19 protein-coding genes and 1 tRNA gene are annotated in these 18,736 nt (G+C 71.6%); 6 read left to right on the top strand and 14 right to left on the bottom strand.

The genetic code is table 11. The features are described from left to right. The first annotated feature begins 6 nt into the window (after nucleotides 1-6). On the top strand, nucleotides 7-456 hold the full coding sequence (locus HUT16_RS27190; RefSeq protein ID WP_176190679.1) for a hypothetical protein: 450 nt from the start codon (nucleotides 7-9) through the stop codon (nucleotides 454-456). Between the two features lie 70 nt (nucleotides 457-526). Here HUT16_RS27190 and HUT16_RS27185 read toward each other — a convergent pair whose 3' ends face one another. The 7 genes from HUT16_RS27185 to HUT16_RS27155 all read right to left on the bottom strand — a co-directional run bounded on the left by HUT16_RS27185 (nucleotide 527) and on the right by HUT16_RS27155 (nucleotide 8,463). Continuing rightward, on the bottom strand, nucleotides 527-766 hold the full coding sequence (locus tag HUT16_RS27185; RefSeq protein WP_176190678.1) for a hypothetical protein: 240 nt from the start codon (nucleotides 764-766) through the stop codon (nucleotides 527-529). A 41-nt stretch (nucleotides 767-807) separates the two neighbouring features. Further along, complete coding sequence (locus HUT16_RS27180; RefSeq protein ID WP_176190677.1) at nucleotides 808-2,850, bottom strand: phage portal protein; 2,043 nt, start codon at nucleotides 2,848-2,850, stop codon at nucleotides 808-810. A gap of 7 nt (nucleotides 2,851-2,857) precedes the next feature. Next, entirely contained in the window at nucleotides 2,858-3,076 is a 219-nt protein-coding gene (locus tag HUT16_RS27175; protein WP_176190676.1) for a hypothetical protein, read from the bottom strand. 26 nt (nucleotides 3,077-3,102) lie between these two features. Then, nucleotides 3,103-3,477 (bottom strand): hypothetical protein, encoded by a 375-nt coding sequence (locus tag HUT16_RS27170; RefSeq protein WP_176190675.1) that lies wholly within the window; start codon nucleotides 3,475-3,477, stop codon nucleotides 3,103-3,105. Between the two features lie 168 nt (nucleotides 3,478-3,645). Then, entirely contained in the window at nucleotides 3,646-4,074 is a 429-nt protein-coding gene (locus HUT16_RS27165) for a hypothetical protein (protein WP_176190674.1), read from the bottom strand. A gap of 612 nt (nucleotides 4,075-4,686) precedes the next feature. Continuing rightward, on the bottom strand, nucleotides 4,687-6,549 hold the full coding sequence (locus HUT16_RS27160; protein WP_176190673.1) for a helix-turn-helix domain-containing protein: 1,863 nt from the start codon (nucleotides 6,547-6,549) through the stop codon (nucleotides 4,687-4,689). A gap of 204 nt (nucleotides 6,550-6,753) precedes the next feature. After that, nucleotides 6,754-8,463 (bottom strand): hypothetical protein, encoded by a 1,710-nt coding sequence (locus tag HUT16_RS27155; protein ID WP_176190672.1) that lies wholly within the window; start codon nucleotides 8,461-8,463, stop codon nucleotides 6,754-6,756. A gap of 197 nt (nucleotides 8,464-8,660) precedes the next feature. On the opposite strand from HUT16_RS27155, the gene HUT16_RS27150 reads away from it, so the two are divergent. Beyond that, on the top strand, nucleotides 8,661-9,101 hold the full coding sequence (locus HUT16_RS27150) for a hypothetical protein (protein ID WP_176190671.1): 441 nt from the start codon (nucleotides 8,661-8,663) through the stop codon (nucleotides 9,099-9,101). Here the strand turns inward: HUT16_RS27150 and HUT16_RS27145 are convergent. The 5 genes from HUT16_RS27145 to HUT16_RS27125 all read right to left on the bottom strand — a co-directional run bounded on the left by HUT16_RS27145 (nucleotide 9,095) and on the right by HUT16_RS27125 (nucleotide 12,049). Next, nucleotides 9,095-10,288 (bottom strand): AAA family ATPase, encoded by a 1,194-nt coding sequence (locus HUT16_RS27145; RefSeq protein ID WP_176190670.1) that lies wholly within the window; start codon nucleotides 10,286-10,288, stop codon nucleotides 9,095-9,097. The genes HUT16_RS27150 and HUT16_RS27145 overlap by 7 nt on opposite strands. A 69-nt stretch (nucleotides 10,289-10,357) precedes the next feature. Then, nucleotides 10,358-10,582: a hypothetical protein gene (locus HUT16_RS27140; RefSeq protein ID WP_254898009.1), complete on the bottom strand. Its 225-nt coding sequence runs from the start codon at nucleotides 10,580-10,582 to the stop codon at nucleotides 10,358-10,360. 50 nt (nucleotides 10,583-10,632) lie between these two features. Next, nucleotides 10,633-10,791 (bottom strand): hypothetical protein, encoded by a 159-nt coding sequence (locus HUT16_RS27135; RefSeq protein WP_176190668.1) that lies wholly within the window; start codon nucleotides 10,789-10,791, stop codon nucleotides 10,633-10,635. Nucleotides 10,792-10,862: 71 nt separating this feature from the next. Next, nucleotides 10,863-11,759 carry a hypothetical protein gene (locus HUT16_RS27130; protein WP_176190667.1) on the bottom strand — a complete coding sequence of 299 codons (897 nt, stop codon included), beginning with the start codon at nucleotides 11,757-11,759 and terminating at the stop codon, nucleotides 10,863-10,865. A gap of 68 nt (nucleotides 11,760-11,827) precedes the next feature. Then, complete coding sequence (locus HUT16_RS27125) at nucleotides 11,828-12,049, bottom strand: helix-turn-helix domain-containing protein (protein ID WP_217712096.1); 222 nt, start codon at nucleotides 12,047-12,049, stop codon at nucleotides 11,828-11,830. Between the two features lie 489 nt (nucleotides 12,050-12,538). Between HUT16_RS27125 and HUT16_RS27120 the strand changes: the two genes are divergently transcribed. Both HUT16_RS27120 and HUT16_RS27115 read left to right on the top strand, forming a co-directional pair. Further along, nucleotides 12,539-14,530 (top strand): site-specific integrase, encoded by a 1,992-nt coding sequence (locus HUT16_RS27120; RefSeq protein WP_176190666.1) that lies wholly within the window; start codon nucleotides 12,539-12,541, stop codon nucleotides 14,528-14,530. Nucleotides 14,531-14,549: 19 nt separating this feature from the next. Continuing rightward, a complete protein-coding gene (locus HUT16_RS27115; protein ID WP_176190665.1) occupies nucleotides 14,550-15,071 on the top strand; it encodes an HD domain-containing protein in 522 nt (173 codons plus the stop codon). Here the strand turns inward: HUT16_RS27115 and HUT16_RS27110 are convergent. Together HUT16_RS27110 and HUT16_RS27105 are read right to left on the bottom strand one after the other, a co-directional pair. Then, entirely contained in the window at nucleotides 15,005-16,372 is a 1,368-nt protein-coding gene (locus HUT16_RS27110) for a hypothetical protein (protein WP_176190664.1), read from the bottom strand. The genes HUT16_RS27115 and HUT16_RS27110 overlap by 67 nt on opposite strands. 285 nt (nucleotides 16,373-16,657) lie before the next feature. Then, a tRNA-Lys gene (locus HUT16_RS27105) sits at nucleotides 16,658-16,724 on the bottom strand. Between the two features lie 420 nt (nucleotides 16,725-17,144). On the opposite strand from HUT16_RS27105, the gene HUT16_RS27100 reads away from it, so the two are divergent. Together HUT16_RS27100 and HUT16_RS27095 are read left to right on the top strand one after the other, a co-directional pair. Further along, the gene (locus tag HUT16_RS27100; protein ID WP_254898008.1) at nucleotides 17,145-17,453 is read left to right on the top strand and encodes a helix-turn-helix domain-containing protein; all 309 of its coding nucleotides are present in this window, start codon (nucleotides 17,145-17,147) and stop codon (nucleotides 17,451-17,453) included. Further along, entirely contained in the window at nucleotides 17,454-18,728 is a 1,275-nt protein-coding gene (locus HUT16_RS27095) for a site-specific integrase (protein ID WP_176190663.1), read from the top strand. Nucleotides 18,729-18,736: the final 8 nt, after the last annotated feature.

The raw sequence follows: 18,736 nt of genomic DNA, 5'->3' as shown, positions 1-18,736 counted from the left end.
ATGCGGGTGAACGACGACTCTACGCCGCCCGGCGAACCACCCGAGGACAGCGGGTCCACCTCTTTCTCCGAGTCCGCAAGGAACTGGTACCAGCGGCACAAGCCGAAGATTCGCATCGCACTTGGCGTCGCCCTGACCGTAGGTGTGGGTGTGGTCGCGGCCCTGGCTACCCAGCGCCCCGAGGGACAAGAGGGCGAGACGTACGAGGCTGAGAACATCGAAGGCTTGGCACCAGTCCCAAACCATGACACGACGGGTGCCTTTCGTCAGTCCGCCCTCGATCCTGACCGCGACCCATTCCTCCGTAGGCTCCCCCCCGGTCAGCACGCCAGCGAGGCTGCTAAGGCGAGATACAGGGAGCTGACGGGCAACGAACTTCCGCCCGGCTACACCGTGGTCCGCCGGTGGTTGTTCCTGGACTCGGAGGACGAGGGCCCCGACGAAGCCGCGGCTTGAGCACCTGGCGGGCCCTTGGATCAGATGGCCGATGCAGTGCGCTCGATCTTCACTGATCTCTCGTAGGTGCTCAGGCCCCGTTACGAATCTGCTGCTCGGCTTCGTCGCGGAGCTGCTGGGGCGCGGCCTTGCCGAAGGGCTGGGTGAGGACGCGACGGGCGGCTTCCTGCCGGGTGATGCCGAGCACCTGGGCGAGGCTGTCGAGCGTGTCGACCGGCTCGCCGTTGGGGTAGCGGACGTCCCAGCGGCGGGTGCGCAGCCAGTCCTCGTTGAGGTGCTGCCGGTCGTTCGGAGGTGTTCCGGTGGTCATGCTGCATCCTCACACGGGGTGCGGTGGGCCGTCCGGCGGTGTCAGCGTTCGATGCGCCAGGCAAGGCGGCAGCGGCAGTTGACGGTCTGTCCGGGCGGGGCGGTCGGGTCTCCCGGGTGGCGCAGCAGGTCGTCGCCGATGGTGAAAGGGTGGCCCGCGGGCTGGGTCTGGCCGTCGGCGGTGTCGTGGTCGGGGCGGGTGCGGCCGTCGTCGTGGGCGACCCACCGGCGGACGAGGCCGGTTCGGGCGCTGGCGGTGGCCGCCTGGTCGCGGGCGCTCTCGACGGTGGCGGTGGCGAGGCGGCTGGCGGTGGTGCTGGCCCAGGTGGCGAGGGAGCGGCCCCAGCTGCGGGCGGTGTCGGTGATGGCGGCCAGGGCCTTGCCGTCGCGGTCGGCTTGGGTGATCTGCTCGGTGAGGGCGTGGGCCTGGTGGGTGAGCGAGTCGGCGAGCAGCGGGGCGAGCAGCGGCCAGACGGCTACGGGGGTGCCGGTGGTTCCGACGGTGGTGTGCAGGTCGTCGGCGGCGGCCTCGGCGGCCTGCTCGATGAGGGGCTGGAGGGCCTGGGCGGCTTCCTGCTGCCAGGTGGCGGCGTCGACGGCCTGCTCGGCGGGCAGCTGCTTGGCGCCGGCGCGCGGGTCGGCGTGCCCGCGGTCGTCCCAGTGGCGGGTGCCCTTGCGGTGCCGGGGGGAGTTGAGGCGGGCGACGGTCCGTTCGGTCCAGCGGGTGGCGAGGGCCTGGAGGGTTTCGTCCAGGCGGGCGCGGAAGGCGTCGGCGGCCGCGGTGTCGAGCGGCAGGTCGGTGCCGGACGCGAGCGCCTTCGTGGTCTTCGGGGGTGCGGCTTCGAGGGCGGGGGCGTCGGCGGAGCTGGCGGGGAGCGCAGTGCGGCCGGAGGGCATCCACAGGGCCCGGGTCTGCGGGGTGTCCTCCACCTCGTCGGCGTATCCGGCGAGCTCGGCGTAGGAGCGGATCGAGCGGACGCCGGCGGCGACTTCTTCGCGGGCTTCGGTCAGGCGCTTGCTGCGGGGCTCGCGCAACACGTCGATGTCGGAGGTGTCGAAGTAGACCTCGTTGTCCTCTCCGGCGTCGTCCTGGAAGGCGTCGGCGATCAGCCGCAGGTGCGGCGGCATCGTGATCTCCCAGAACGTGGTCTTCTCGGCGCGGGCGTTGTCGAACGTGCGGCCGGAGGCGTTGCCGAGCTGGGATTCCGGGACGCCGAAGGAGGCGAGGAGTTCGACCTTGGAGGTCGCGGCAACGGTCTCGTACGCCATGTCCCGGGGCGTGATGGAGGTGTCGGCGACGGTGACGTTGCCGCCGCTGAGGACCGTCCAGCCCCCGGCCGCGGAAGGCCCGGTGCCGAACTTGGCGCGCAGCAACCGCAGTTCGGCTTCGTCCATGTCGCCGTCGATGCCGATGACGCCGCCGGGCCGGGCGTCGTTGTTGACGAAGCTCAGGTTGTAGTGGCGGGTGTAGAAGTCGAGGTCGGCGCTGAGGCCGGCGGCCTCCAGCGGGGTGATGCCGCTGTACGGGTCGAGCGGGTGGGGGTTGCGAATCCACCGGACCTTCTCGACCTCGAGGTTGCGCAGTTCGCCGGTGACGGTGACGGTCTCGAAGTGGGAGATCAGGTCGTTGCCGGTGGACGGCACCGGCCGGGTCCGGCCGGGCGGCAGCAGGTCGATGCGCAGCAGGTCGCCTCCGCGGCTGAAGGTGGGCTCCAGGAAGACGCCGCGCTTGGAGAGCAGCAGCTGCATGCTGACGCGCTTCTTGAACGTCCACGCGCCCTCGGCGGGGTTGGCCCGGACGTTCATCGCCCGGTAGAGGGGGTGGGCGTCGTACGGCGGCAGCGGTTCGTCGGAGGTGCCGCCGCGCGGCCGCACCCGCAGGGGCCGGTCGGCGACGTGGTTGGAGATCGTGTCGACGGCCTTGTAGATCCACACCGCCCGCTCCATGCCGTCGCGCACGGCCCGGTCGACGGACCAGGGGCGGGCCCGGTCGACGCCGGCGGGCGTCCAGCCCGGGGAGAAGTCCGGGAGGGACTTCACGGCCGGGGCGGGGCGGCGCAGGGTGGGGAACCAGCGGCGGGGCATGGGGCTCCTACTCCTCGTCGGTCTGGCCGAGGGCGGCGGCACTGCCGAGCGCCGACAGGCTGGTGCAGGCGATGCCGAGGCGTACGTCGGTGGCGTAGGCGGCGGCGTTGAGGCCGACGGTGCCGAGGACGAGCAGTACGAGCGCGGCGACGTCGCGTACCCGCTGCTGGCTCGGGTGCGCGACGTCGCCGGTCAGGTGGGCCTGGTTCCTGCTGGGGGTGGTCACGGCAGGCAGGCTAGGCAGAACGCGGGTTAGCGTCCCGGCGGCGGCTGGCGCATCCGGTTGTTCGGGCCACGCGGGTCCGGCTTGCGGAAGTTGTCCGCCGCAGCTACCTGGTGGGGGTACTCGGCCGCGGGGCGGCGCTTGCGGGTGCCGACCGGGCCACCGTGGAGCATCGGGTCGGTGCCGGCGCAGGGCTGCTCGCTGACCTCGTCGTAAGGGCGGCGGCAGCGGATGCACATGACGTCCGCGCTCTGGATCTTGGTGGTGGCCGGGATGCGGTAGACCCCGCGGCGGCGGGCGTAGGCGGCTCCCTGGGTGTCGACGGGGACGTAGGCGGCGATCACCCACTCGTGGACGGTGTCGGGGTTGGGGGTGTGGTCGGTCGTCGGGTTCGTCGTAGTCATGCTGCACTCCCCTCGCCGACGGACGCGGTGTCGGTGCGCCCGTCGCCAAGCAGCGGTAGATCTGTTCCTGTTCTGGGTGGACCCGGTCGTGTGGTGCGGGTCTCTTGGGACGCGGGGTGCTCGCCTCGCGTGTGGCCCTCGGGTGGTGCTCGAAGGGGCGGGTGTTCGTCAGCGGCAGGGTGCGGCGGTTCTGCCTAGGACGAGGACGGCGGCCTCCAGGTCCCAGTGGCGTTCGTCTATGCCCGGGAGGATTCGTGCGTCGTTGACCTGCCGGGGCAGCGCGCTGGCGCTGAGGTGGGCGACTTCCGTGCCGGTGTTGGCGATGGGGCCGATCGTGCCGAGGAGTGTGTCGCAGATGGCCCGGGTATGGAGGTCGTCTGCGGCGGGGCCGATGACGACCATCGTGCTGGCGGAGTCGTGTACCGGGGTGTGGTGGCAGGTGACTCCGTGCTGGCGGGCGAGGACGTAGGTGTCTTCGCCGAACGGCGTGTACGACAGGTGAAACCACTGCGCTCCGGCGCTGAGGGCGTTGAGCGCGCCGGCGGCCGGGTCAGTGAGTGCTTCGTGGAGCTCGTCGGCGTCCTCGATGAGGGTCAACAGGACGTCGGCACCGTCTGCTGCTTCTCGCGGCGTCGGGCATCGTGATATCCCGGTGATCTTCAATCCACTGACGTCCCAGGTGCGAACCGGGCGGCGCGTTGCGGCGATTCGCTGAGCGATTCGCAATGCGCGCCCACTTGACCCGAGCACGGCAAAAGTCTTCAACTCCCCCTCCATTCCTGGCACTAGATGCCGGGGAATCCCCCCCAAGATCGACCGTAGATGGCGGTCGCCGCGATAGGAATCTGCTCAATGCACAGGCGTGGTGTCACCATTGCACATCGAGTACTAACCGTATGTGATCTCGACCCATCCAGGCCCGCGGCCATCACGGACTGTAGCGACCCGGAGTGACCACGGTCAACCTCGATGCTCACCTAGAGAGACAAGGCCGTACGCTTCCGTAACCTTTAAGCGCCCTCAAATAACCGATTATGGCGCTATTTAACTGATCTGACCCTCTTGCTGAGGGCATGGTGGCAGCAGAGCCGAGGCGCGTACTTCACTGGAAGTTACCGCGCACTCGGACTCACGCTTCACGGTCCGCAATGGCGCTCTGGCCACCGCCAACGCGGGGGCAGGCCGATTTCCGAAGTCGCCCGCCGGTGCTCAGCCGCGGCGAAGAGGAACCGGCAGGGCAAAGTGGCTGGCCACCGCCAAGACGACGTCGTAGACGTCGGCGGTATGACCGAGCAGATCCCGCTGGACATGGAGGGTCGCCCCCCTCAACCTCTTGCGGGCAGTCTGCTGGTGGACACCGAGCGCGGCAGCCATCCGTGCGGTGTCGCCGTCGGCCAGCACCCACTCCTTCACCGACTCGGCCAGGTCCGCGGGCAGAGGGCTGAGAAGATCGCTCTGCCACGCCTGGGCCTCGGACCCCACGAGGTAGTCCCTCAGGTCCTCCACCACTTCGACCGGCTCCAGATCGTCGCGCGGGCCCTCCAACCCGAAGGCCTCGAGGGCCACGGCGGCCACCGCGCGGTGGCGGATGCTGTCGAGGTCGAGATCCAGGATGGAGGCGGCTGCCCTGACTCGGCTGGCGACAGTGTTGCGGTGGGCGCCGATCAGCTCGGCAGCTTCGCGCACCGAGGTGTGCAGGGCGAGGTTGAGGGCTTGAAGGAGGAGGTCCCGCTCTGGTGCCGGCTCCGCCAAGAGCGGGCCGAGCACCACACGGGACCACCCGGGCCGGAGATAGTTCAGCAGCTCTGGCAACCGTCCGCGCTGGTCGTAGACGGCGGTGCGGCTGCGGTCCAACCGGGCGCTGGTGAGCGAGCGCAGGGCGTGCCGGTACATCTGGTTCGTCTCGGCGATCGGCCGGATGTCGCTCTTGCCGAGGTAGCGGCGGGGCTGCTCGGCGACCAGCGCGTGCAGGGCCTCGGCGACCCCGCCGTCCTCCTCGTGGGTGGCGCACGGCTGCGGCGCGACCACGAGAACGTGCTCGGCGAAATCTGTGCACGGATTGACAAGTGCGAGGGCTCCGACCCGGCGCTGGCACTCCTTCAGGAGGTCGTCGCGGTCGTCGGGCCGCCCCTCCAGGACGTAGAGGCGGGCGACGGGGTGCTGGAACTGGCCTGCCGGGTAGAGGCTGGCCGCGACCTTCCCGGCAACGTCTGCCTCGCCGGCCATGAGTAGCTGCAGGATGGCCGCGCGCAGCGCCGCGCCCGCGGCATGGTGGCTGTCCTGGCGGGCCTTGACGTCCTCGACCAGGAGGTGCAGGGCGAGCAGGTCGACGGTCCGGTTGATGATCTGGTTGGCGGTCCGGTCGAACGGGGAGTCCCTGGCCAGGACGAGGACGGCCCGCGTCTGCCCGCCGCCGACAGCGAGCAGACGCTTTCGGGTGCCGTTCTCCTCGAAAGCCGCCGACTGGAGGGCCCCGGAGGCGATCTGCTGGATCGTGTCCGCCAGGGCAGGGAGGGCCCGGGCAGCGAGCTGGGGGGCTGCGGCCAGGAGTGAGGAGTCGCTGCCGATCAAGGCGACGCGGATGCCGGCCTGGGTGGCCAGCCACCGCACGATCCGGGCAACCTGTCGGCCGTCCTGCGCCTGGCGCAGCTGGCTGGCCAGCCAGTCCCGCCAACCGACGGCCAGGCGCTGGTCTTCCGCCCTCTCGCGCCTGACCGCTTCCGCAACGTCGACCCACGAGGTTTCGGTGGGGACGGTCAGCAGCGGCACCCGCAGGGCCATCAGCGCGCCTACCAGAGCTGGGGGCACGTCGCCGTTGTCGGTGGCGACGGCAAGCGCCGCCACACCGACAGCGGCGGCACGATGGGCGAGCTGGTGGAGGGAGGCGTCAGCCCACTCCTGGAGGTCTGCAACGGCGAGGCTCTGGGCCAAAATCCCTCGCTTGGGTGTGCAGTCCCCTGGGCGCAGGGGCCAGACCGCGTCGATCCTTCGGGAGAGGCAGGCGGAGGGGGTGTCGGGGAATTTGGCCAGGCCGATTTCCGGCAGCCCGGTAAGACGCGCAAGCGATGGCATCTGCCCCCCTGTTGCTGGATCAGCGCGCGTTTTGGCAAGGCGCGAACATGCCAACAGTCCGAACGTCCCCCCGCCGGACTCGATGATCGCGCTCAGGGAGCGAATCCAATCCGCGCCCCAACTCGCCTGTCAACACCAATATTTTGATGGTTCATTACGCGCAAATCACATTGGCCCTTAATGCCGGATTTTACTGATGGGCCGTCAGGCGATGACGCGCACGCGCCGACGTGCGACGTGGGGCTCGTAGAGGGCGAGCAGGACTGCCTCCGCCCGGTCCGGTGAGCTCACGCCGCGCCGCCGCATGAAGCGCTTGGACTCGATGACGGTCCGACCGGCGGAGTTGGTTTCAAGTTTCGGCGCCGACATCTGGGCCTGGGTGCGGCGGTCGGCGCGCAGCCGCAGCGAGCCCTGCCCGTTGGGGGAGAGCAGCGACCGCATGGCCAGCCACATCTCGTCGCGCTTGGTCCCGGGGCGCAGCGTCGCGGCCTCGTCGTCCCGGCCCGTTCCCTCGCTGGCGAGTACCGCGACGATCTCGGCGGAGTGGAGCCCTTCGCGCCGCCACGCCTCCAGCAGGCCGGCCACGCCCCAGCCGAGGCCGACGCCGTCGATCTTGACCCGGACGGGTGCGGTGCTGCCGAGGGTGGAGGCGAGGCGCTGGGCGGCGGTGATCTCGCGCAGGACGACGCCGGCGACGACGACGGGGTCTGCGTTCTCCTGGCCTGCGGTGCTGTGGCGCAGCTCCACCAGGTCGCCGACGGAGCGGGCGATCACGAACTCGTCGCCGCCGTCCGCCGCGACGTCGACGCCGAGCCTGATCCACGCCCCGCGCTTGACCCGGTTGGGGCTGGTCTCGCCGTCCAGGCCGAGGGTGTGGAGGGCGGTGTAGCCGGGGCCGTCCGGTTCGGGGCTGTCGGCGGCGCGTTCGACCCAGGAGGCAGGGATCGCGCGGGCCTGCCCGCCGCGGGGGAACCGGGCGTGGACCTTGGCCTGGACGAACGGGGCGTCCTCGCCGTGGTCGCGGATCGTGTCGTCCACCCACTGGCGGTCCACGAGGTGGGTGGCGAGCAGGTGCGCGGGGGCCTGGGCGGGGCAGGCGCGGCAGCGGCGGGTGCGCTCGCCGGACAGTAGCGGGGTGTCGTAGACGCTGATCGGCAGGACGAGGACGGCCGGGTCGTTGCAGGTCTGCTCGAACCAGGAGCCCTCGTCGTCGGTCGGGGGGTTGCCGATCAGCAGGGCGCGGGTGTGCTCGCCGGTGAGGACGCCGCGCATCGCGGCGCCGATGATCCGGCCGATGCCGCCGGCCTCGTCCACGATGAACATCAGCCGCGGGGCGTGGATGCCCTGGACGGCCGCCTCGTCGTGGTCGGGGGCGCTGAAGCCGTAGGCGACCACGACGTCCGAGCCGTGGTGGTCGGGCATCTTCCACTGGGTGACGCCGACTTCGCCGGGCAGGCCGGCGCGGGCGACGACCTGGCGGATGTGGGGCCACATCTGCCGCTGGACCTGGCGGGCGCGGGTGGCGGTGGTGACGGTGAGAGCGGTGCCGGGCGGGTGGACGACGGAGGACCAGACGGCGACCCTCGCGGCGATGTGGGTCTTGCCGGAGCCGAAGCAGGAGGGGACGGCGACGCGGCGGTTGTCGATGAGGGCTTCGAGGATGTCGCGTTGGCGGCTCCACTGGCTCTCGCCGAGGACGTCTTCCACGAAGCCGACCGGGTCGTCGGCCCACAGGGCGTAGGGGGTGCCGGCCTCGGTGGCCGCGGCGGCGAGGACTTCCGCCCAGTCGGCGGTGTCGAGGGTGGTGTAGAAGCGGCGGCGGACGGCGGGGGTGGCGTCGGCGAGTTCGGCGTAGAGGCGGCGGCCGAGCCTGCCTGGGCGGCGGGCGGCGACCGCGGGCAGTGGCCTGTTCACGCTTCCCCCGGGGTGTCGGTGTCGGTCGGTGGGTCAGGTTGCCGCAGCTGCTGCGCGGTGTCGCGCCGAGGGTGAATTTACCTTAGCTAATTTTATAGACTTGAGTCTGTTTCTCTGCGAGGCTGGTACCGCCAGCCGGGGACCGCGAACCCCCGGCCCTACCCGAGGAGACCTTCACGATGGCCCTGACCAACCGGTTGACTGCCCGTCACGCCGCTGTCGCCTTCGCCGTCACCACCGCCTTCACGAGCGGCATGCTCGTCAGCGCCCGCCCGGCGACCGCCCCGGTCGCCCCGGCGACCGCCCCTCTGAACACCCCGGCCCTGCCCGTCCCGGCCGTCGCCGACACCGCCCTGGCCCCCACCGCCCTCTCCACCGCCCCGACCGTCCCCGCCCCGGCGACGGTCACCGCGGCCCCGGTGCCCACCACGACCGTTCAGCCCGCCTCGATCCCGACCCTGGAGCCCGCCCCGACCGTCACCGTCACGATCACCGTGACCGCCACCGCCACCGCCACCGAGGTCGTCACCGCCCCGACCGTCGCCGCCCCCGCGCCGAGCGCGTCCACAACGGAGACCCTGCTGCCCGAGCCGAACCCGGCCCCGAGCGTCCCCCGCAGCCCGCAGCCGACTCACTGACCCCCCACCAGGGCCCCTCCCCCGGAGGGGCCCTGTTCCGGCAGGGAGAGCACCCACCCCCGGGCGGTCTTCGACGCCACCACGCCGAGCTGCTGCCGGGCCCGCTGCACCGTACGCGGTGCGAGGCCGGCCGCGACCGCCGCCGCCAGGACGTCCCGGGTGGGCACCGGTCCGGCCGACAGCAGGCTGCACAGCAGGTCCCGGGCGTTGGTGCTCGCCGGACGGCGCCGGCGCACGTCCGCCCAGGCGAGGGCCTGGCCGCTGCCGTGCGGGAACCGGCTGCTCCACACCACCGGCCGGTGGCCCGGCGCCTGGAACTGCAGGCCGCCCATCACCGTCCAGTGGCTGGTATGCACCGGCACCAGCGCCAGCGCTCCGTCGGCTCCGGCGACGACCAGGTGCACCGCGGCTGCCATCGAGGGCCGGGCAGCCTCCTGCGCGCGGTGCGCGGCCATCCAGCCCGACCGCTTCGAGGCCTCCCGCACCGCGATCACGGCCGTGCCGAGGCGGGCCGCCACGTCCGCCAGTGCGCGCAGCGCCCGGCCGACCGGCATCCGGTAGGGGCACAGCGACATCAGGTCCAGCACCACCAGGTCCGGGGCGCGCTCGCGCAGGAGCTGTTCGAGGCGGTCGGCGTCGGCGGGAAGGCGCAGCCCCCGCTGCCCGCCGCGCCCGCCCAGCACCTCGACGACCTCGATCCGGTCGGCCCCCGGGCCGGAGACCGCCAGGATCTCCGTCATCCGCTGGGCGTTCTGCGGCGAGGCGAGCGCCAGGACCCCGCGGGCCTGCCGGTGCTGCTGGCCGTCCGGGAGGGTGCTGCCCTGCGCGATCCGCGCGGCCACGTCGAGGGCGACCACCAGGGCGCTCGTACCGTCCTCCCCGTCGATCACGGTCACTCCGGCCTCCGGCACGTACCCGGGCCAGAGCCAACCCGGCCCGTCCTCGAACGCCGGCGGCGCGACCACGACGTTCTCCGGGCCGAGCCGCAGCGCCGCTGCCACGTCCTGCGGGTCGCAGTCGCCGCCGAGGCAGTCCAGCTCCACGCGGCCGTCTCCGGCGGCGAGCACCAGGAGAGAGCCCTGCCGGTCGTCGTGCACCGGGCAGCGGGCGAGCCACCCTCCCTCGGTCGGCCGGACGTTCCCCCAGCCGCGCAGCGCCGACAGCACCGCCCCGTACTCCTGCACCACGCGCCCTTCCTTCGTCGTCCATTCCTCCCGGCCGCACCGCAGCATGCGGCATTCTCGGCCCGCACACTGTCAAGACGCCCGGCGGCGGCCAGGGTTGCGCCGTACGGCATCGGCGGTGCACGTGGCCACATGCGGCAGGTGCAGCCGCTCGTACGGCAGCAGCGGCAGCTCCGCCGTCGGCCGCCGGGAGCGGATCGTGCCGATGCCGTCCCGGTAGACCGCCGTGCTGCCCATCGCACAGGGGTTCGCGTCGACGGCCAGCCGCGCCCCGGAGGCGGTGATGGTCCAGTGCACCGGGGTCCCACAGCGCCGGCACCGCGGTAGGCCCTGCTGCGGCAGGACGCTCATCCCTCACCCGCCTTCGGGCCGTCGGCGGCGAGCAGCGCCGCCACCGCCCGCCAACCGAACTGCGCGACGGCGCTGGCCTGGCCGTGGTCGGCGATCACCATCAGCACGTCCACCGGGTCGGGCTGGCGGGCGCGCCCGCCCGGCAGAGCGGCCATCAGCGGGTGCTGGCCGGGCATCGGTGCGGCTGCGCGCGGTGCGCGGCCTCCGGGCCGGTCCGGGACGAGCGTCAGCGGCCTCGTCTCCGGCGTCGGCTCCCGGTCCTGCGCGATCTCGTCCTCGATCGCCGCGAACCGCTCGGCGACGCTGACCCCGGCAGCGTCGCTCGCGCCCCGGCGGCCGGGCCCACGGCGCTCGGCGCGGGCCGGGCGGGCCGGACCGCGCCCGGGCACTCGCGTTGCTCCCGCACCCACTTGCGCCACAGGGCCTGCCAGTTGGCGCCGAGCGTGGCCCGGCCCCGGTGCCAGTCCGCGAACGCCGCGGTCACCACCGCGAGCCCGCCGGGGCCGCCGAGCCGGTCGGCGTGGCCCTCGGCCACCGCCCAGGCCAGCCCTGCAGCATCCGGGGCGAAGTCGTCGGGAAGGGGGTGGCGGCGTGCCGCCCCCCACCCACCTGCACGTTCAGCACCCACACCAGCCCCCTCCCTGCGGGAGGGGAGGGCAGGGGCCGGGCGCGCGCGAGGACCCCGACCGTCCCTTGGGGACTCGCCTTGCTGGCCTGGGTGTTCGCCGTCAGCGGGCTCCGGGTTCGCCGCCGGATCGGCTTCAGAATCGGGCTCGTCGCCTCGCTGACGGCGCTTCTTCGCCGCCGCGCGCCGCCGCCGCTCCTCCACCTGGCTGCGGCTCGGGTTGGCCTCGAGGTAGCCGTGCATCACGTACTCGCCCTCGCCCGGCTGCGGGCAGCCGCCGCAGACGTGGCCGGCCTCGTGCCAGAGGCCGGCAGAGAGGAGTTTCGCGATCTGGGTGGCGGTGCCGTTCTTCGCGGCGAGCGCCGCCGGGATCAGCCCGTCGGTCAGGTGGGCGCTGGCGTAGGCCCCGCAGCGCACCCACAGCCCGACGGCGGCGTTCCCGGCGGCGAGGATCTTGGGGTGGTCGTCGGTGGTGTCGCCGACGGCGAACCAGGTCATGCCTGTGCTCTCCTACCAGGGTGGGGCGCCGGGTTCGCGGTCCGGCGCGGCGTTCGGGGACGGGATGGTCAGGCGGCCGTGTCGGTGGTGTCGAGGCCGAGCAGGGCGCGCAGCTTGGCGGTGGGCACCAGCAGGCGGCGACCAACCGTGATCGTCGGGATCTCCTTGCGGCGGGCGGCGTTGTAGCTCGCCGCGCGTTCGAGGCCGAGCAGTCGGCCGGCCTCGGGCACGGTCATCGTCGGGCGGACCTGCGGGTCGGGAAGGGCCGGTGCGGCGGTCGTGGTGTCCATGCCCCGCACCTTGGCGTGCGGGGCGGGTTAGCGTCCCGCCGTCCACCCCCGGCCCATACCGTCCCGGCGGGCGCTACACCCGGTCCCGCTGGTACACCGGGGGCCATATTCGTGCAGATCACAGCCAATGCATGTCGCAGATGGCGTCCTTGCGGGTCGTGGGCACCGCCCGCCACCCAGGGCCTGATGTCGGGCAACTGCCCCTCCCGGGCAGGGCATTAGCTCCATCCCGGTCCTTCCCCGTCCATGCCCGTCCAAGCCAGCAGCACAGACGCCCGGCCCGTCCACGCTCGACGCGACCGAAGCCGAACAGCACCCGTACGGTCTCGCCAACTTCCCTACCCACAAGGCGGTCTGTGCCCTGATCGGCACGGACTTGGTGACTGTGGGCGTGCCCATGACCTCCGCCAGAGCTGGCGGACCCGGACGCCGATTGAGAGCTGTGACCATGCACAACCCGAGCCCGCGCACTCGGCAGGTGACCCGCCGATGAGCAACGTTGGAGCCGGACGGGTCTACCGCCGCTGCACCTGCCGGGAGCCCGTACTCGACCACGCCGGCCAGCCCGTACTCGACGCCAGCGGCAAGCCGAAGAAGCGCGAGCTCGGCTCCCGCTGCCCGAAACTCAAAGGCAAGAAGGCGCACGGCAGTTGGTGGTACTTCCTTGAACTCGCCCCGAATCCGGACGGCACCCGCAACCGGGAGCGCAAGGGCGGGTTCGAGGACCAGGACAAGGCCCAGGAGGCTCTGAGGAAGGTAATCGGGAAGGTCGACCGCAAGGAGGTGATCGACCACCGGACCACCGTCGGCGAGTACCTGACGGACTGGCTGAAGCGGCGCAAGACGCTGGAGGCGACGACCGCCAGCGCCTACGAAAGCCACCTGCGGATCTACCTGATCCCCGCGCTCGGCCGCATCAAGCTGGAGGACCTGACCGCCGAGCCGATCGCCGACCTTTTCGACGCGATCCAGGCCCGGAACATGGTCATCGCGTACGAGTTGGCGCTGATCGCCCAGGCCCGCGCCGAGCACGCCGAGTGGAAGAAGCTCTACGGCCGCAAGCCGGGTCGGCCCAAGCGCGATGCCCCACCGCCGCCGGTTCCGGAGCCGCAGATCCCCCAGCGGCAGCACCACCCGCAGATGCGGATCGTCGAACCAGCCACGATGCACCGCATCCGCGCGACGCTGCGCTCCGCGCTGACCGCCGCCGTGAAGTCCGGCAAGATCAGCCGGAACTGGGCGAGCCTGGTGGAGCTGCCGACGAGCAAGCGGCCGAAGGCGCTGCTGTGGACGCCGGAGCGGGTCGCGGAGTGGGAGCGCACCGGCGAGAAGCCCTCGAAGGTGATGGTGTGGACCCCCGAGCAGGCTGGCCGGTTCCTGGACGGCATCGAGGGGGACTGGCTGCGGGCGTTCTGGCACCTGGCGATTTTCCGCGGGCTGCGCCGGGGCGAGGGTGCCGGCTTCGAGTGGCCGAAGGCGAACCTGGAGACCGCGGTCATCACCGTCGACTGGCAGGTGGTCACGGTGAAGGGCAAGAAGCTGGAGAAGGACCCGAAGGCGGACAGCAAGCGCACGATCGCGCTCGACAGCCACACCCTCCAGGAGTTGCGTGAGCACCGCGACCGCATGGCCGAGGCCCGGCGGGAGGCCACCGAGGCCGGGGTGCCGTGGCCGGTGACGACGAAGGTGTTCGTCCGCGAGGACGGCACCGAGGTCCACCCGGACTACCTCACCGACCGGTTCGAGCTGCTGTGCGCCAAGCTCGGGCTGCCGCCAGTCCGCCTGCACGACCTGCGGCACCTCGCGGCGACCCTGCTGCTGGGCGCGGGCGCGGACTTGAAGGTGGTGCAGGAGGTCCTCGGGCACTCCACCATCGTGCTGACCGCCGACACCTACACCTCGGTGCTGCCCTCCCTCGACCGGGAAAGCGCGGAGAAGGCCGCTGCCCTGGTGCCGATGAAGTCCCGCGCCGCCAGCAGCGCCCCGCTGGTCTACCTGCTGGTGTTCGGTGGGATCGAGGTCGCGATGACCTCCGCCGAGGACGCGCAGGCCCTTGTCGACCTCTGGAACAACGTCGTCTCGCGCGAGGACTCCGGGCTGGTCGAGGCGGCCGTCGAGATGCCGAAGCGGCGCACCCGCTGGTTCGGGCGGGGGCGGTTGTGGGACCGGCAGCCCCGGCACGGCGAGGTCTACTCCCTTGCCGCCGGCCTGGACCGCCGGACCGGCGCGACCCTCTACCAACTGCCGCTCCGTCGGCAGGCGACGTTCGAGTTCGAGCCCGAGCAGTTCACCGACCAGGCCGCCGTCGGTTCGGTGGAACTGCGGCACGGCCTGCGCGGCATCGTGGAAGTCGCGGCTCGCGGGACGGACGAGGTGGCGGTGCAGGGCGCGTTTCGAGAGGCGATGGCGCGGGTGACACAACTGCGCCCCTCGGCCGGGGACGGCGGCTGCGAGCAGGAGAGCGGGTCAGCCGCCGCATAGCAGGCTGCCGGGGTCGAAGGTGGTCTCCGGCCCCGGTTGCTCCCCGTCCACCGGACTCCTTACCGCCCTGCTCGGTGCCCTCCACGGCATCTCCGAGGGCCGCACCGGCGACCTGACCCCCCTCACCCGGAAGTACGTCACCGCCGCCGACCCCCGCAAGGTCGTCGCCGACCAGACCGCGACCGCCCACCCCGCCATCCAGTCCCTCTTCGCCGACGCGATCGCCGAGTTCGAGGAGGGCACCACCCCCGAGGCCCGCTGCGCCAAGGACGCCGACAAGCTCGACTGCCTGCTGCGCGCCGCCAAGTACCGCGCCGCGGGCATCCCCGCCGTGCAGGGCAAGATCGACCGCTGCCGCGCGGCCCTCACACCGCCTCAGCCCAGCGGATCGCCGACGCCGCGCTCACGCTCGACCCCACCGGCTGGCAGTCCGCGCCGACCCCAGGTAGCACAGGCCCGAGCCGCCCCGGTCGGTCAGCACCAGACCAGGTGCTCGTCGCGGAACACCGGCCAGGGTCGACTGGAGATGTCCGGAGCATGAGCCAGGTGCCGGATGCCGGCCACCCACGAGTCCTGATCCATCAGCTCGATCATGTAACGGTCCAACTCGGAGCGCTGGGCCTGCAGTTTCTTCTGCAGAATCAGGCTGCCCCCGGGGCCGGTGGCGAGAGACCGGGAAGTGTCGATCTCCATCACGACCTCCCCCGGCTGCACCGGTCCGTCAGGCGCCGGGAACCGCACCCAGGTGGCAGGCAGCCCGCGGCCGGTGAGGTCGTCGGCGAGCCGCGGCCCAGAGGTCTCCACGGTGAAGACGGCCATGTCGCCGATCAGGCGGGCGCAGAGCACCGGGTGCAGCGGGTAGCTGGCCCAGGGAACCCGCAGCGGGTCGCGGGCGGCCGAGTCCAAGCTGTTGAACTGGATGTTCAGTTCGGGCGAGGCGTCGATGCCCGCCCGCCGCTTCGCGGCCCGCCACTGCTTCTCCAGCTGTGCCCCGAACTCGTCGTCCGTCCAGCCCTGCGCGTGCATCCCGTAGACGTCCACGACGCACAGCGCGCGGCTACCGGGGACCTTCAGCGCGCACACGGCCTCGCTGGCGGCCCTCTCGGCCGCGAAGCCCAGCAGGTCGAGGTGGGTGCGGAGCGGGATGCCGAGGTCGTGGATTCGCTCGTCGGGGTGGTCGCCGGGCAGGTTCCCGCCGGCGTCGAGGGCTGCGTGGGCGGCGTCGATCCGGCGCTGCTGCTTGGACTGCCGGTGGCGCTCGCTGGTCTTGATCTCCACGATCCGCGGGCCGGCCTCCGGGTCCCACACGGTGACGTCGCCGATCCGCAGGCAGTTCGTCAGGTCGTGCATCAGAGCGAACCGGCCGTGCTCTCGCCACTGCTCCTCGACGAAGGCGAGTTCGGCCGCCAGCCCCTTCTTCCCCGCCACCATGCCCGACGGCATGTTGCGGCACCAGGAGAGCAGGACACGGCGGTCGTAGTTGAACGCCCGCCAGGCCAGGGAGTCCCCCAGGCTGCGCAGTTGCCGACCGAGCCTCTCGCACAGGTCGCGTTCGAAGATCCAAGTGTCGATCTCCCCGGGGTCGCGGCCCGACGCCGGCTCCGGTGCTCCTGGCTGCGGCGCGAGACCCTTCTTCATCCGCTTGACCGCTTGGCTAAAGGCCAACCGGTCCTCTTCCACCGCCAGGAGCCGACCCAGGAGTTCGGCCTGCACCTCGTAGCCGTCCCGCTCGCTGTGGCAGGCACGCACCTGCTCGATCAGCGGCACCAGGTCCTGCTGCATCTCGTGGTGGCGCGGGTGCCTCATCGCTTCCGCGAGCTGGCCGTAGTCGAGCGTCTTCATCCGGACAGTCTGGAACCGGCCCCATCGGCGCGTCAGCTCTGCGGGGATTTTGATCCACGGATCGTGACGTAGCACGACGGGTCCGGGGCCGGTTGGAGGGTGGTGGACGTGGGTGGAAAGGGGGTCCGAGGGGGCGGTTCGGGGGCGTCGTCCCCGCACCGTCCCCGCACTGGTCCACAATTCCGGCATTCCGGGCACTATCCCGAGCGGCGCGAGCGAGCCCCAAACCGCTACGGGCACGAATAAGGCCAGGTCAGACAGCATCTGACCTGGCCTCGCGTCGGGTGGGCCGCCAGGGGTTCGAACCCTGAACCTACGGATTAAAAGTCCGCAGCTCTTGAGTTAGCTGCGGTGGGACGTCAGGCACCGACCATGCAGCGCCCCTTACCTCGTCACAGACCGTGTCCGAAGCTCCTCGTCTACCGCCACTTTCAGGGTACCCCGAAGCATCGCCAGGACAGCCCGACCGCACCCCACCAGACAAGGACGCCATCCGCAGCGCGCATCGCAGCCGGCACCAAGAATCGGCTCCCGCCCTGGGCCGACCTGCAGCGACCTCCGACAGTGACAGACGCTCTTCTGCGATCGCAGACGCCAGGTCGCCTCCCACCCGGCCTGCCCGCCGAATCTCGACGCGCTTCACACAACCAGGCGTGCATACGGTCTGCCCCATCCAGCACGCCAAACCCTGTTCCGCCCGTCCAGGCGGACAGGTGACTGTGGGCGTGCCCGGCCGAGCCCACGCGGCTCCACCACCCAGCAGAGGGAGACCATGCACGCCCGATCCCACATCCCCGCCACGAACCGGCTCTCGAACCCGACTCCGGCCATCGCCGCCTGCCCCGCGCACGAACCCGACCCGGCAACGGAGTTCGACCTCCTGCACAGCGGCTGGTACTCGACCGAGGAACTCGCCTCGCTGCTGAAGGTCGACCCCTCGACCCTGCGGCGCTGGCGCTCCGCCACTCCCCCGCAAGGCCCGCCCTTCGTCCAGATCGCGCCCCGGCTCTACCTCTACAGCATCCCCGACACCCAGCTGTGGCTCGCCCAGAAGCGCACCGACCCATCCGAGGCAGCCTGAATGTCCGACCGCACCCCGCTCATCCCGATGGGTGTCAAGCTCACCACCGACATCGAGCACCGACCCGATCGCCGCCCGGAGTTCCGCTACCGCGCCCGCGTGCGCTGGACAGAACCCAACAGCGGCGGCCGCAAGTCCGCTTCCGCCTCCGTCCCCACGGAGGCCGAGGCCGAAGCATGGATCGCCCGCATGGAACGGGCCGCAGGACGCGGTATCACCCCCAGAACCCTCACCATGACCCTCGCCGACTACGGCGACGAGAACTGGGGCCTGGCGATGCGCGGACTGGAGACCACCACCCTCGACCCCTATACCGCGGGCTGGAAACTGCGCGTCGTCCCGGTCATCGGCCACATACCCGTCACCAACATCACCAACGGCATCACCGACCGGGCCCTCCACTCCTGGATCGCCGACGGGCTCAGCGTCTCCTCTGTCAAGAACAGCCTCGCCCCGCTCGTCCGCGTCATGGAGCAGGCCGTCCGCGACGGCCTCATCGACTTCAACCCCTCACGCATCAACGGCTGGCAACGCCTCTACAAGAAAGCAGAGGACGAACTCGACGACCCCCGATCCCTCGCCCTCGCCGACTGGGACGCCCTCGACGAACTCGCCAACGCCCTGGTCGAACGCTCCCACAACCACTACCGCGGCTGGGGCGACATCGTCCGCTTCGCCGCCTGCACCGCCGCCCGCATCGGCGAGGTCTCCGGCGTCCGCGTCAAAGACATCAACCGCTTCGACTGGACCTGGGACCTGTGCCGCCAGACCACCACCGCCCCCGGCGGCCTCATCGACAAGGGCACCAAGGGCAAACGGCGGCGCACCGTCCCCATCATCGAAGAGATCCGCGACCTCGTGAACCGGCGCATGAACGTCGTCGGCAACGACCCCATGGCCCGCCTCTTCACCGGCCCGCGCGGCGGCCGCATCACCACCGCCATCCTGCGCGACGCCACCCACTGGGACGAAGTCGTCGTTAGCCTCGGCTACGAGTACCTGCGCCGCCACGACCTCCGGCACACCGGCCTCACCTGGCTCGCCGACGCCGGCGTCCCCATCCACGTCCTCCAGAAGATCGCCGGACACGGACACATCACCACGACCCAGCGCTATCTGCACCCGGACAAGAGCTCCATCGAGAAGGCTGGTCGGACCCTCAGCAAGCACCTCGCAGCAGACCGGCACCCGGCACCCGATCTGAGCCAAGGAAGCAACACAGGAACATCGATCACGCTCGAAGCACCCATACGTCACTTGCGGCTGGTCCAGTGAACCAAGAC

The sequence above is a fragment of the Kitasatospora sp. NA04385 genome, from assembly GCF_013364235.1.
GTDB lineage: Bacteria > Actinomycetota > Actinomycetes > Streptomycetales > Streptomycetaceae > Kitasatospora.
Note: the sequence above shows the minus strand (reverse complement) of the source record. Positions and strands in the feature narration are given on the sequence as shown.

Coding starts and splice junctions, on each gene's coding strand:
- HUT16_RS27095 (WP_176190663.1), top strand. CDS start 17,454: ATGTCCGACCGCACCCCGCTCATCCCGATGGGTGTCAAGCTCACCACC.
- HUT16_RS27180 (WP_176190677.1), bottom strand. CDS start 2,850: ATGCCCCGCCGCTGGTTCCCCACCCTGCGCCGCCCCGCCCCGGCCGTG.
- HUT16_RS27130 (WP_176190667.1), bottom strand. CDS start 11,759: ATGACCTGGTTCGCCGTCGGCGACACCACCGACGACCACCCCAAGATC.
- HUT16_RS27160 (WP_176190673.1), bottom strand. CDS start 6,549: ATGCCATCGCTTGCGCGTCTTACCGGGCTGCCGGAAATCGGCCTGGCC.
- HUT16_RS27100 (WP_254898008.1), top strand. CDS start 17,145: ATGCACGCCCGATCCCACATCCCCGCCACGAACCGGCTCTCGAACCCG.
- HUT16_RS27125 (WP_217712096.1), bottom strand. CDS start 12,049: ATGGACACCACGACCGCCGCACCGGCCCTTCCCGACCCGCAGGTCCGC.
- HUT16_RS27120 (WP_176190666.1), top strand. CDS start 12,539: ATGAGCAACGTTGGAGCCGGACGGGTCTACCGCCGCTGCACCTGCCGG.
- HUT16_RS27110 (WP_176190664.1), bottom strand. CDS start 16,372: ATGAAGACGCTCGACTACGGCCAGCTCGCGGAAGCGATGAGGCACCCG.
- HUT16_RS27170 (WP_176190675.1), bottom strand. CDS start 3,477: ATGACTACGACGAACCCGACGACCGACCACACCCCCAACCCCGACACC.
- HUT16_RS27185 (WP_176190678.1), bottom strand. CDS start 766: ATGACCACCGGAACACCTCCGAACGACCGGCAGCACCTCAACGAGGAC.
- HUT16_RS27135 (WP_176190668.1), bottom strand. CDS start 10,791: ATGGCCGCTCTGCCGGGCGGGCGCGCCCGCCAGCCCGACCCGGTGGAC.